This window comes from Paenibacillus sp. FSL W7-1279 (assembly GCF_037969845.1).
Classification (GTDB): domain Bacteria; phylum Bacillota; class Bacilli; order Paenibacillales; family Paenibacillaceae; genus Paenibacillus_AQ.
In genome coordinates, this window is sequence record NZ_CP150215.1 from 428,012 (window position 1) to 441,089 (window position 13,078).

The 13,078-nt window shown below is 44.5% G+C and carries 11 protein-coding genes; 9 read left to right on the forward strand and 2 right to left on the reverse strand.

All coding sequences use genetic code 11. The annotated features are described in order from the left end of the window. Positions 1–13: 13 nt before the first annotated feature. Positions 14–1,963, reverse strand: coding sequence for an asparagine synthase-related protein (locus tag MKY82_RS01800; protein ID WP_194545023.1), 1,950 nt, complete (start codon positions 1,961–1,963; stop codon positions 14–16). Between the two features lie 152 nt (positions 1,964–2,115). Beyond that, positions 2,116–2,529, reverse strand: coding sequence for a VanZ family protein (locus tag MKY82_RS01805; RefSeq protein WP_339295345.1), 414 nt, complete (start codon positions 2,527–2,529; stop codon positions 2,116–2,118). 237 nt (positions 2,530–2,766) lie between these two features. On the opposite strand from MKY82_RS01805, the gene MKY82_RS01810 reads away from it, so the two are divergent. From MKY82_RS01810 to MKY82_RS01850, 9 genes are all read left to right on the forward strand, one after another. After that, positions 2,767–4,734, forward strand: a complete 1,968-nt coding sequence (locus MKY82_RS01810) for a glycosyl hydrolase family 28-related protein (protein WP_339295346.1) — start codon at positions 2,767–2,769, stop codon at positions 4,732–4,734. 273 nt (positions 4,735–5,007) lie between these two features. Beyond that, positions 5,008–5,760 (forward strand): Wzz/FepE/Etk N-terminal domain-containing protein, encoded by a 753-nt coding sequence (locus tag MKY82_RS01815; protein WP_339295347.1) that lies wholly within the window; start codon positions 5,008–5,010, stop codon positions 5,758–5,760. Next, positions 5,741–6,373 (forward strand): CpsD/CapB family tyrosine-protein kinase, encoded by a 633-nt coding sequence (locus MKY82_RS01820; RefSeq protein ID WP_194540498.1) that lies wholly within the window; start codon positions 5,741–5,743, stop codon positions 6,371–6,373. The genes MKY82_RS01815 and MKY82_RS01820 overlap by 20 nt, the downstream gene beginning before the upstream one ends. 307 nt (positions 6,374–6,680) lie before the next feature. Further along, positions 6,681–7,571: a UTP--glucose-1-phosphate uridylyltransferase GalU gene (galU, locus tag MKY82_RS01825; RefSeq protein WP_339296625.1), complete on the forward strand. Its 891-nt coding sequence runs from the start codon at positions 6,681–6,683 to the stop codon at positions 7,569–7,571. A 22-nt stretch (positions 7,572–7,593) separates the two neighbouring features. Further along, entirely contained in the window at positions 7,594–8,292 is a 699-nt protein-coding gene (locus MKY82_RS01830; protein WP_113059074.1) for a sugar transferase, read from the forward strand. A 49-nt stretch (positions 8,293–8,341) separates the two neighbouring features. Beyond that, positions 8,342–9,766 (forward strand): O-antigen ligase family protein, encoded by a 1,425-nt coding sequence (locus MKY82_RS01835; protein ID WP_339295348.1) that lies wholly within the window; start codon positions 8,342–8,344, stop codon positions 9,764–9,766. A gap of 1 nt (position 9,767) precedes the next feature. After that, positions 9,768–10,550, forward strand: a complete 783-nt coding sequence (locus tag MKY82_RS01840; RefSeq protein WP_194540500.1) for a GDSL-type esterase/lipase family protein — start codon at positions 9,768–9,770, stop codon at positions 10,548–10,550. Further along, positions 10,547–11,746: a glycosyltransferase family 4 protein gene (locus MKY82_RS01845; RefSeq protein ID WP_339295349.1), complete on the forward strand. Its 1,200-nt coding sequence runs from the start codon at positions 10,547–10,549 to the stop codon at positions 11,744–11,746. The genes MKY82_RS01840 and MKY82_RS01845 overlap by 4 nt, the downstream gene beginning before the upstream one ends. Further along, entirely contained in the window at positions 11,718–13,046 is a 1,329-nt protein-coding gene (locus MKY82_RS01850) for an oligosaccharide flippase family protein (RefSeq protein ID WP_339295350.1), read from the forward strand. Before MKY82_RS01845 ends, MKY82_RS01850 begins: the two co-directional genes overlap by 29 nt. Positions 13,047–13,078: the final 32 nt, after the last annotated feature.

Genomic DNA, 13,078 nt, shown 5'->3' on the forward strand with positions numbered 1-13,078 from the left:
GATTCACCTCCTTTCAAAAGTTTTTTTGAAGAAATCGGTACAGAATGAGGCTGCGCATGAGGAGTTTAATGGACGGGCCATAGGCTTGATTTGGATCCATTCCCTGACGGGCCTCCGATAGAGCTTCTTCGAGAACAGGCATGTTAATGAACTGCTGCATTCTAGAATCACGACTCAGATGATCCAGTTCATCGATAAATGCAGGCCAGTCGCTTCGCATTCGATGGATAGAATCGGCTGCCTGGATGCCTCTTGTTCTCTGGTTAAGCCGGATGGAATCAGGGAGCAAGCCTGAAGTAGAGCGTCTAATTAAAGCCCGATCCATGCCGTTATGAACAAATTGCTCCATGGGCGTTGACAAGCAGAAACGAATGACGCGCAGATCATTGGTCGGATCGTGACTCCATACGGAATAACGAAGGGACAGTTTGCAGCCGCTTGACCCGGTGGCGCTCCACATGTTAACCCGGTTAAAATGCTGAATTCTTGCTTCCAGTGGATCATCTGGAAGATCGTCTGTTGAACCAATTCCGGTAAACGCGCGATCCTGCAGCTTGTCGTAGATCCCTGCGCGTTCAGCAAAGTCGGAATGAATGAGCTGCGGCAAATCAGCTGATGATCCGGATGGCCTTATCCTTGTAAGGGAAGGCAATGCTTTACGACAAAGGATGGAGTATAACCGCTTACGTCCAACTCCAACGTTCCTGCTATACTGATTGATCTCGCGGGATAGATGAAGCCAGTTGAACTTTTTCATAAGTCGCGTGTAATACTCAATCGCGGGTCCCCAAGATATGCTGTAATTCCCCCGTGCACCATTCAACAGAATTCCGATCCCGCGCTGCTGCGCTTGCGCATAAATTCCTCTTAACCAAAAAGAGTTATCAAAGAACTTGTAAGGAGATTCCAGGATGTCGATCCAGTCGTCGATTTCCGTAAAGGGACTGTGACCTTTGAAATCCAAGTAATGATCATGGATGTTGCCCACAAACTGTACGGTCTGCCTGATGAGCGGCCTCTCGTCAGCGAATCTGTGTTTTGGCGTCCAATCTTTGAATTCGTCTTCCGGTATGTAACTGAAAGTATGAAGCATCCGGTTTTCCTGCTGAAGCGCTCTGGCAGCAAAGCTTGCAACGGAGCCCGAATCCAAACCACCACTAAGATGAGCGCCGATTTGCAGACTTGAACGACGAAGCCTTGAGGTTACGGCTTTATGAAACACCTCACGAAAGGCTTCTTCATACTCCTCGGATGAACGGAGCTGCAAAGGCTGCACATTAGCCAGGCTGTCATATCGGCTGATCCATAACCGGTTCTGTTTAACGATGAAGGAGTGGGAAGGCGGGATCTGATAAATATGATTGTACACAGTGGTTGAAGCATCCGGGGGTTCGAACACACCGCGGATCGCCAGAAACTCGGCTAGCCAACGCTCGTTAAGCTCTTTATGTATATAAGGTAAAGTGAGCAAGGGAGTCATCATTGTACAGAAGGAGAACTGCTGCTCATCGAGATGATAATATAGCGTTCTTGCGCCTGAGAAATCCCTTGCCCCGAACAGCAGCTGCTTGCGTGCATCCCATATGGCAAAAGCAAAATCTCCGACCAATCGTTCCGGCATCCGTTCGGACCATTTCTCATAAGCCTGCAGCAGGATTTCACTGTCTGTCATGTGCGACCTTTGGACTTTCGGCACATGCAGTTGTTCCATAAGCTCATCCCGATTGTCTAGGATGGCGTCGGCGGTGATGGCAAGTCCGCGCTGCGGATCGTAATAAGGAAGTATTTCGTGGACGGCTTGCTCTGTAATCCATTGGGCATGACACCCCATCATAATGTAGTCCTGTTGCCAAACGGCGCTTTGATCGGCAGGATACTTGCTTAATGCTGACATTATGAGCTCACTGTTATCCGTTGGAATCGGCTCTCCATGAAAACGATAAATACCCGCAAGTGCGCCCATTCGATCTTCCTTTCGTTGCAACTCATTACGAAATAGTAAGCATGTATGCATGATACATTTCGTATCGTAATCATTATAATACAAGTATACATTTTGTATCAATACTTTTTTTATACTTTATGGTAAATACATTAGTTCAAAGTTAAATGGCTTCACCTTCTTGTGCGCCTTGAACTTTTGCGGAATAGGATCATACAGAGTAGGTAAGCAAGGAGAATGCCGAGTGAATCATTGATCACATCGTAGATTCGACCGCCTCGGAAGAAGAAAAGCTGGAGAATTTCAGTTAGCGCCGCATAGGCGACAGACCAGAAAAAGGCGGTTCTTCTTCTGCCAAAATCGGATGCGAGTAGGGCAAGAATGAAGAATCCGATAAAATGACCGATTTTTCGCAGAATCCAATCGTTGCTGTACCACTTAAGATCCAGTTTTATAAGCTCGGACCAGTCGGGAGAGGGGTTAAACTGGAAATCCACGACTTGATATCTGATCAGTAGATGGAAATTAACTGAACAAGTAAAGACGAATAGAGCTATTGCCCATAGAAAGGTAAGAATGATTCGCATGAAAAATAGCTCCTTTTGGTGGTGAAGATGCTTCTATTTATATAACTGATTACAGTGCGTTTTTATTTGATACAAAATGTATCCAACCAGTTCCTATATTATAGTAATCCATGAGTTGTTTTCAAGATTGAAGTTTGAATTGTTTCAATATTTGGGCTTGGCTCTAATCGTAGGTGGGTATTTTCATCAAGCACATTTGTAATGTAGTCACTACTATGTAGCAAGGAGGAGATGAGCATGGCCAAGAGACAAACGAAATACATGAAGATGAATGCATGGTCATCCTCGGATACGATGGATCCGAACGATGTAAGCTTCAATTTCGATTTGTTAGATGAGGAATTAATGAGCCGTGGCATTAACGTTAAGTGGTTTGGAGCTGTAGGTGATGGAAGAGCAGATGATACTGCGGCTTTTCAGGCCGCGATGGCAAAGTGTGATAAGCGTTACAAGCTATTTGTGCCTCCTGGTGATTATCGGATCAGACAAACGATAGAGAATAATAGCAGAGGAATTTATGGGGCAGGTCCCTATGTAGATGGTGGACAAATGGGCACGAGAATTATCTGGGACCCCCTCGACACAACAACCGATTTACTTCCATGCATAAGAATCCGAAATTCTGGAGTGAAAGCAGTATTTGAGGATTTCGGAATATATGGTGTTTCAAGATATAACTCAAGAGAACTGATCAACTGGATAAATAAGGAGTTATTTGAGCAAAGTCTGTACGATATGTTTGCTGTAGGTTCAGCTGCTTTTGAAGTTGCAGGATCAGCGACACCGATATTTAGAAATATTGCTACATCTGGAGTGAAGGTTGGGCAGCTTCTTAACAGTAACAATGGACATGTATCTTCATACGAATGTACCTGGAACGGATTAATTGGCGTATATTGCCGTATCAACACAGGGGATTATTTTTATCAAGGTGGCAGTATAACAGGAGCATTCTGCGGCATCATGTTTGGTACGATATTAGCGGCCGGACATCGCGGGGGGTTCAATGCCAACCTTCATAGAACACATCTTGGATTTTCACCGTACGCTATTTATCAGTGCATTGACAGTGGACTTGATGACTATAAGGCAGCTCCTGTAGTTCTAGGATTAAGCGGCATCTATATGAATGCTCAGTTTGAGCAATGCGGAGAAGCTGCAATCAAACTATTGAGTAAATCTTTAACATCGAATTTAAGACTATTCGGCTTCGGCTTTACTTGGTCTGTAACAAGTTATACAGGGAATCCTTCAATGTGGGAGTACTCGATGCCAGATGAATTGATACCTGCTGGTGAAAAACAGAAATATGCAGCTTGGTTTGGAACCGTTACAGCTCCGACGACATTTAACGATGAACTCGGAATATTAAAAAAATCGAATGCTCAAGGCGCCATTGGAACGGCATATATTGATATTCTGACCGGTGATAAGGAATCCGATTTGACTGGATTGGGACTAGAGAATGTGGTGATTCGTAGAAAGGTAACTCCTTTATACAAGAGTGCCGACTTACAAACACGAATGAAGGAAAGAGAGCATCGCACCCTTATGCCGGTATCAGCGCCAAACCTGCTTAGAAATCCGGAAGTGCTATCGAATTGGACGGTATTAAATGGAGGCGTAATTAGTCTTGTCACGGCCGACCAAGTGCCGGTCCCGATTAGTAACGAGATGAGGCAGGTCATCGGTCCGCATCCTGTCATTTTAAAAATCACGCCAGATGGAGTGCGATCACCGATGATGGCGATCAAGTTCAATAGCCGGATATTGCCGTATCAGGGAGATGCTAACAGAAACTTGGCCATGCAATATTTCATTTTGCAAACGGAGTATGAAAGCGGAACGTTATATAAATCAATGGGCCGAATTGCTGCCCAGAATGCGGAGTATATTTTTAACGATGCCATAACTTGGCGTGAAGAAGGTTGGAAGCATCTTCGGGGGAGAGAGCTTGCAAGTCAAACTGGTTTATTGCATGAATTCAGCATATCGTTCATCCCCAAAGTGGGTGAAACCTATATTGCTGGGGTAATGGTGACGTGGGATCATATCGGGTCGTACTCTCCGCATCCACATAGTTATATGACAGATTCCTTAGAAATTGAGGGTCCGGGAAACGGGATTATATTGACGGACTCCGTGACAAGAGCCAGATATCAATTATCTATTGTCAACGGCAGCTTGCAAATTACGCAAAAATGAAAACTGTTTTGTGAATCGATGATTCTCTTCGATAAATCAGCTTTGTTGATCTCGTACATCAACAAGGCTGATTTTTTTGCGGTTAGAACGAAAAGGAGGTGGTATTTAGGATACATATTGTGTCATTTTTATGTAAATTCATGAAAATTAACCTTGACATGATACAAATTGTATCGTAAATTATGGAATGTAAAATATACAGAATGTATCGAAGAGCTTGGACATTCAAGGCATGTTTTTTAATCCATAAAATAAGCGGAGGTTTACAGCCGAATGGAACTTAAACAATATTTCCGAATTGTTCAGAGAAAATGGTGGTTGATTGCTGTTATTGTCGTCATTGCGATGGTAGCAGCCGCTGTAAAGAGCTTCTATTTTACGACACCTATCTACGCAGCGAACGCTAAGTTAATTGTAAACCAATTCTCGGGGGACAGAGCGGCGACACTCAATGCAAGCACAATTCAAACTAGTATTTTTCTGATCAATTCGTACAAGGAAATTATTAGGTCCTCGGCCGTGATGAACAAAGTGGTTGAACAGTACCCCGAGCTGGGTGAAAGTCCCTCACAAATTGCTGCCAAAATATCTGTTACCTCGGCGAACAATTCACAAGTTATGAATCTGGTTTACGAGGATATCTCTTACACCAAGGCCGCTAGTGTCGTAAATGCTGTCTCCACGGTATTTAAAGAGCAAATTCCAAACATTATGAATGTGGACAATATAACCATTCTGAGCGAAGCGGATCCAACCCTATCTCCTGCGCCTATCAATATAAATCCGGTGATGAACATGTTGATTAGTTTTGTTATCTCACTCCTTCTGGCGATCGGCTTTATATTCCTGCTCGATTATTTGGACGATACCCTCAAGACCGAAGTGGAGATTGCAGAAATCATGGAAGTACCCGTGCTTGCTGTCGTAGGAAGGATCAGCAGAAAAGAGCTGAAGAGGTCCACACGATCGAAAGCTATTCCAAAACAAAAGGCAGGTGAGAGTCAGTATGCGTCGCTCCATCAATAACCATAATCTGATCGTTTCCGCCAATCCGAAATCGCCAATTTCAGAGATTTATCGACTGCTTCGAACCAAGATCCAATTCTTTTATAAAGAACAGGAATTGAAGACCGTTATGGTGACATCGTCACAGCCTGGAGAAGGCAAAAGTACCGCGATAGGCAATTTGGCGGTAGCTTATGCGCAGGAAGGTAAGAGTGTACTACTGATCGATGCAGACCTGCGAAAGCCCTCCTTGCACCGGATGTTCTCGTTGTTAAACTCCCAAGGCTTAAGCACTTTGCTTGCGGGAGGCATAAGTCTTGAGGAAGCGATTCAGGAAACGGCTGTTGAACGATTATCATTGCTGCCATCCGGACCGGTCCCCGTAAATCCATCAGAATTGATCGATTCACCATCTATGCGGGAACTGCTCGAGGTTTCAAAATTGCAATATGATGTCATTCTTGTCGATACGCCATCGGTGCTTTCCGTATCGGACTCCGTAATTGTCAGCGCATTATGCGATGGAGTCATTATGGTAGCTGCAACCGGAAAGGTAAAGAAGGATCATCTTAGAAAGGCGAAGGAGCAGTTGGACCATGTGAATGCCCGGATATTGGGGATTGTGCTGAATTAAACGAAGAGAGCGTCCACAAAGATACGGCTTTCAGGCAGGAATGATAATAGAAGAGGAATGAGTAAGAAAAGGTAATGTCTACTGCACCTCTATCACTGCAGACACTCGGTTACGCTGTGGGTCGTTTCGACCTTAGACATGATTGTCGAGGGTGTAATGTGAGGACGGGTTTAATGCCCTTTTTTCATGAAAGGCTTAGCTATGTTCTTTTCTACAGAGAAGAGTATATAGCTGAGCGTTTCTGCTAAACGGACAATGAGCCTACCCGTTGTCTACATAAAAATATGAGTTGGAGAGTGAATGGGTGATGAGGAGAGTAAAGAAAGCCATTATTCCTGCAGCGGGGCTTGGGACACGTTTTCTGCCTGCAACGAAAGCAATGCCAAAGGAAATGCTTCCGATTGTGGATAAACCCACCATTCAATACATTGTGGAAGAGGCCGTGGCATCGGGAATTGAGGATATTATCATCGTGACGGGTAAAGGCAAGCGTTCTATTGAAGACCATTTCGATCATGCGTTTGAACTGGAGCATAATTTGCTCAGCAAGGGAAAGTATGAATTGCTTAACGAAGTTCGGCGCGCTTCGAATGTTGAAATCCATTACATACGCCAAAAAGAAGCCCGGGGTCTAGGTCATGCCGTTTGGTGTGCACGTAACTTTATAGGAAATGAACCATTTGCCGTCCTATTAGGGGATGATATTGTTCAATCCGATACACCTTGTACTCGGCAATTGGCCCAGCAGTTTGAACGATTGCAGAAGTCGGTTATCGGTGTTCAAAACGTGCCCGATGATCAAACACATCGCTATGGAATTGTGGCTCCACTGGGTAAGATGAATCGCTTGTATGAAGTGGATTATTTTGTAGAGAAGCCTCCTGCCAGTCAAGAACCGTCGAGACTAGCCATCATGGGCCGCTACATATTAACTCCTGAAATTTTTGATTACCTGGAACATCAAGAGGAGGGGGCTGGTGGAGAAATTCAGTTAACGGACGCGATCCAGAAGCTGAATGAAAGTCAGGGCGTATACGCTTACGATTTCGAAGGCACCCGATATGATGTAGGCGAAAAGCTTGGATTTATTATGACCACTCTTGATTTTGCACTTCAAAATGAGGAGCTCCGAAAACCCCTTCTACAAGGTATGGAGACGATTCTTGAAAGAGAGTATTCAAATTCAAATAAAAATTAATAGCTGAAGAGGTGTATCATCCATGTCTCCCAATCCGCAACGTAATGAAGTAGACGTTGTGTTCGAAGTAAATAAACGATATGCAAACGATTTGGCATTAGAGGCGGAACCCAGAGTTTTGTATCTGGCAATAAAACGTGTCATGGATTGCGTATTGGCTTTCATCGGACTTGTTCTGTTGTCGCCACTCTTTGTGATTGTATCCATTCTTATAAAACTGGAGGACCCGAAAGGGTCTGTTTTTTTCTACCAGACACGCATCGGTAAGGATGAGAAGCCATTCCGAATGTACAAATTTCGCTCCATGGTATCGAATGCGGAAGAACTGCTCGAGGAGCTATTGGATCAAAATGAAGTCAGCGGTGCTATGTTCAAAATGAAGAATGATCCTCGTATTACGAAGATTGGGAAATGGATTCGAAAGACGAGCATTGATGAGCTGCCTCAGCTATGGAATGTTCTCTGCGGCGAGATGTCTCTGGTCGGTCCAAGACCGGCACTGCCAAGAGAAGTACAATTATACAGCAATTACGACAGGTTGCGATTGAGAGTAAGCCCTGGCTGCACCGGATTGTGGCAGGTGAGCGGTCGTAACAATTTAAGTTTTGATGAGATGTTGGAGCTGGATCTGGAGTATATCGAACGAAGAGGCTTGTGGATGGATCTGAAATTGATACTTCAAACCGTCAAGATCATGATCCTTCCGAATTCAGCCTATTAACTGAGGCGTACTATTGGAATTTTTGAGGGAGATAGGGTGATTGGAAAATATGGAGAGGATCTCTGGATTAAGCTCTTGGAGAAGGAACGCCGCACGAACGATTCGTGGGTCGATACAGGTCGGGGTCATTATAGCGAGCGGTACTTTGATTGGATTGCTCAGTTCCGTTGACTCTCTGCATATTAAACTGCTGGAATTGGTATTCCTGGTCTTATGTATGCTGATCGGGCTGTATATCCAGTTTAAGAGCCCACAAGTTCTTATTCCATACTCACTTTTGATATGGACGATCAGCCCTGAGGTAAGACGCTTGCTCGACTGGTCGTTTCAGTCGTACAGCGATACATCGATTATCATGCTGACTCCGTATTCTGTTTCATTGATATTACTGATAACAACGATCAAACACTTTAATCGGATCGATTCGAGAATAAGACTGATCATAAAAATCATTAGCGTGGCATTGATATATGGGTTTATCCTCGGTTTCATGAAATATGGACTGTCTTCTGTATATGACTTGCTGAGCTTATTTGTTCCATTCTTAGTGCTGCTATACGTGAGTGCCAGTCAGTTCGATAAGGGAATTTGGGACAAATGGCTGAGAAGCTTTGCTTATCTTGCGGTCCTTGTAGGAGTCTACGGCATATACCAATACTTGGTTTTGCCTCCTTGGGATCATTTCTGGATGACAACCGCGGATATGAACTCAGTCGGAATACCGGAACCTCAGAAATTCCGGGTGTTCTCTCTGCTGAATTCACCGGGACCAGCAGGTATGTTTCTTGGTTTTGCACTAGCCATTATGATTGTACAAAAAAAGTGGAGAGCGTTTGGCATAGTCGGAATTATGATCGTCGCGTTTGCGCTTCTGCTCACTCTGGTTCGGGTTGGATGGATTACGTGTGTAATAATGATCGTTGCCTATTTTGCCCGTTCTCGATTAAAGAGCAAAGTGCAGTTGGTAGCCTTAGGTGTCATTATGGTGCTGGCGTATACCTTTATTCTTCCGCTCTTGCCGGGGGCCAATCAGGTATCCTCGCGTATTAGCACGTTCGAGTCATTGGAGGAAGATCACTCTTTTAATGAGCGGTTGGACTTTGCTAAATATATTATCTCGGATGTGATATCCAATCCCATTGGAAGAGGACTGGGCAGTTCGGGACTGGGGGTCAAGCTAACCCAGAGTTCGAATACAGTGGCTGTATTTGATAATGGGTATTTAAATTTGTTTTATTCATTTGGGTTACCCCTGGGACTGGCCGTTATTTTTTTATTAGGATATTTGTTCGTAATTCTCTTCAAGATCAGCAAAACAGAGAAGAATTATGCTCCGATTTCCTTTGCAGCTATTAGTGCGATTCTATTTCTGTTATTAGGAAGTAATGTATTGAGCGGATTAAGCGGATATATTCTACTGCTGATTATCTCACTCGCATTTCCATATGCGTCTACCAATCGGAGGGAACTGTAGCATGTTAATCGTTTTTTTAGGCGACTCCATTACGGAAGGATTAGGTGTCATTCGCTCCAATACCAATTATGCCAACTTGTTGCAGGCTCAGCTCAAGTCACTGCTTTCCCAGCCTGTTGAAATCATGAATTTCGGCTCCAGCGCCATGCAGGTAAACGAATCAAGGGCGAAGTATGAACAACGTATTATGGAGCTGCAGCCGGATTTCATCGTTTTTGCCCACGGAATTACGGAATCCATTGTACGGGAACAGAAGCAGTATTTGAAATGGCTGCCCAGACGGTGGCGAAGGCCCGGTTGGATGGACCCAAGACCTTATTATTCGACTCGAAAAGCGCGAAGACTTATGGAAAGGCTGGAATCGGCGCTTCGATGGAGAGTGAAGGTGACCCTGATTAAAGTGTTTGGCGGCAGACCATGGATGAGTCTCGAGGATTTTAAACAGCATACGACGGAACTTATTCTGAACATTCTGAATAACAGTCCGAAGACCAAGGTGGTGCTGCTTACTCCCAGTGATATCGAGGAGAAGTACTTTCCGGGATCTGTAGAATCAATGAAGAGGTATAGAGGTATATTGCACGATATTTGCGAGAACAGCAAAGATTCAAACCGGATATTTCTGTGCGACACATCCCAAACCTTGAATAAATGGAGTGATTACTTGGAAGACCGGTTTCATCCGAATGAACTGGGACACAGTAAAATTGCTAAAGCGCTGCTCAGCGCCATTCGTGAGGATTCCCTTGCTGCACAACCATGGATGAAAGAGGTACAACGATGAGAATCTGTTTTGTTACGCACAAGGTGAAGAAGGGAGACGGACAAGGCAGAGTCAATTATGAAGTTATTGTGGAGGCCTTAAAGCAAGGGCACGAAGTGATCGTGATATCCTCAGAGCTGTCGGAGGACCTCCGAAATCATTCCCAAGTGGAGTGGATTAGGATCAATGTTAGCAAAATCCCGATCGCCTTATTACGAAATCAGTTGTTTGCTATCGTTTCCGCATGCTCAATCTGGCTTCGTCGGGCCCGCATTCAGCTAGTTGTGGTCAATGGATTCATAACTTATGCCCGGTCTGATATCAATTGTGTGCACTTAGTTCATAGCGCGTGGGTGAAGTCGAAGTATCATCCGTTTCGGGAAAAGAAAACGTTAAGGACGTTTTATCACTTTGTCTACAACGGGATCAATGCCGTTCTGGAGCGAATCGCACTGAAGAAAACCCGGCACATTATTTCCGTATCTGGGCAGGTGAAGCAGGAACTCGTCCGGGATGCAAAATGCGGCGGTCGGCGCATTTCAGTTGTTCATAATGGTGTTGACACGAGCGAATTCTATCCACGTCACATCAATAGAGCCGGTTATAAACTGGATGAACACACAGTCTACGCCTTGTTTGCAGGAGATTTGAACTCAGGCATAAAAAATCTGGATACAGTGCTCCGTGCGTTATCCGAAGTGGAGCATGTTCACCTGCTGGTTCTAGGAAATGCAGAAAAGAGCCCATATCCGAAAGTTGCCGAACAATTAGGAATTTCGGACCGTGTTCATTTCCTTGGGTATCGGAAGAATATCGCAGATTTTATGGCGCTTGCCGACTTGTTTGTTTTTCCTTCTAGATATGAGTCGTTCTCGCTTGTCATTTTAGAAGCGATGGCATCAGGCCTGCCTGTGATCATGAGCAACCGCTGCGGTGTGGTTGAGCTTCTGTCTGACGATGCAGCCATAATCTTGGACAATCCGGATGATACCAAGGCTCTGACCAATGCAATCAGAAAACTATCCTCCAATCCGGAACAATTAAGAAGGATGGCACGAAGAGCGAGGGAACATGCGCTCCAAAACGACTGGGAGGCCATGGCGATCAAATACATGGAAATATTCAGAGAGACGATGAACGCTCAGTCAGGCATCCTGCCGATCGATAGGCTTGAAGGGAAAGAACGGTATGTTGAAAATACATATACTCAAAAATAAAAGAAGTTGGGGCAGTCTTGGCAATGTGATGCAAACATTTGCATCCAATGTGTTAATCCTCGGTGTCAACGTATTGACAGGTATTATTATCGCGAGGACTTTAGGCCCTGAGGGACGTGGAGAACAGGCAGCCATGATTATGTGGCCGCAATTCTTGGCGTACTGTTTAACTTTAGGCATTCCGTCAGCGCTGGTCTATTATATGAAAAAAAAAGATGGGAACCAGGGCTCGCTCTATATCACCGCGTTGATTATGTCGTTGATTCTTGGATGCGTGGCCATAGCGATCGGTGCTGCCCTCATTCCGTTCTGGATGAAGGAATACTCACCGGAAGTCATTGAATTTGCCGTGTGGGCACTGGTAGTTTCGCCGCTTGCCATACTAGGCACCATTAATATAGCTGCCTTACAGTCTAGAGAAGAATACCTCTTGTATAATTTCATGCGATATATTCCGGTCCTGGGTACACTGATTCTGCTCGGTGTTCTTGTTGCAACCGGGAATGTTACGTCATTTTATACATCGATTGTATATCTTTTTCCCGCTATCCCAATAACCATATGGATAACAATCAAGCTGGTCTTGCATTATAAAATGAAACAGAGAAACAAGCTGAAATCCGCCAAAAAGCTGCTCAGTTACGGGGTCCGTTCCTATGGAACCGATGTGGCAGGGACCTTCTCCGGTTATATTGATCAGATTTTGGTAGTAGGGTTACTATCACCGGCCAGCCTTGGCCTTTATGTTGTTTCGCTGAGCCTGTCAAAAATTTTAAACACGATTCAGACTGCGATTACCTCGGTGTTGTTTCCCAAGGCGTCCGGACTTCAACAGGCGGAAGCCATTCGACTCACGTTCAAAGTTTACCGCGTTAGTATGCTGGTGACTCTTCTTGTAGGTGCCTCGGTATTTCTTATTGCACCATATCTGTTAATTCTCTTGTATGGACAGTCATTTACGGATGCTGTTCCGATATTCCGGATTTTAATCTTCCAAACGGGGATTGCAAGTCTTTCGTGGATTCTTTCACAAGGATTTATGTCTACTGGCAAGCCGGGAGTAGTTACCATCATTAGAGTATCAACCCTGGGAATTAATATTGTGCTGCTGAATATTCTTATCCCGATACTGGGAATTGAAGGTGCGGCAATCTCGCTGTTGATTACATCCGTCGTGGAATTTATTCTGATCTTCCTGCTCTATACGCTGAAGCATCATATTAAACCACGGGACTTTATCTTGACGAAGATGGATATTGTATGGCTGCTTCAGCGTATTCGTATTCAATTGAGCAGCTAAGGAGTCATACTGTGCCAATTGAACTAGCTTTA

What these genes read in the sequence shown, in the direction of transcription:
- MKY82_RS01800 (WP_194545023.1), bottom strand. Translation starts at nt 1,963, where the DNA reads ATGGGCGCACTTGCGGGTATTTATCGTTTTCATGGAGAGCCGATTCCA.
- MKY82_RS01805 (WP_339295345.1), bottom strand. Translation starts at nt 2,529, where the DNA reads ATGCGAATCATTCTTACCTTTCTATGGGCAATAGCTCTATTCGTCTTT.
- MKY82_RS01810 (WP_339295346.1), top strand. Translation starts at nt 2,767, where the DNA reads ATGGCCAAGAGACAAACGAAATACATGAAGATGAATGCATGGTCATCC.
- MKY82_RS01815 (WP_339295347.1), top strand. Translation starts at nt 5,008, where the DNA reads ATGGAACTTAAACAATATTTCCGAATTGTTCAGAGAAAATGGTGGTTG.
- MKY82_RS01820 (WP_194540498.1), top strand. Translation starts at nt 5,741, where the DNA reads ATGCGTCGCTCCATCAATAACCATAATCTGATCGTTTCCGCCAATCCG.
- galU (WP_339296625.1), top strand. Translation starts at nt 6,681, where the DNA reads ATGAGGAGAGTAAAGAAAGCCATTATTCCTGCAGCGGGGCTTGGGACA.
- MKY82_RS01830 (WP_113059074.1), top strand. Translation starts at nt 7,594, where the DNA reads ATGTCTCCCAATCCGCAACGTAATGAAGTAGACGTTGTGTTCGAAGTA.
- MKY82_RS01835 (WP_339295348.1), top strand. Translation starts at nt 8,342, where the DNA reads ATGGAGAGGATCTCTGGATTAAGCTCTTGGAGAAGGAACGCCGCACGA.
- MKY82_RS01840 (WP_194540500.1), top strand. Translation starts at nt 9,768, where the DNA reads ATGTTAATCGTTTTTTTAGGCGACTCCATTACGGAAGGATTAGGTGTC.
- MKY82_RS01845 (WP_339295349.1), top strand. Translation starts at nt 10,547, where the DNA reads ATGAGAATCTGTTTTGTTACGCACAAGGTGAAGAAGGGAGACGGACAA.
- MKY82_RS01850 (WP_339295350.1), top strand. Translation starts at nt 11,718, where the DNA reads ATGTTGAAAATACATATACTCAAAAATAAAAGAAGTTGGGGCAGTCTT.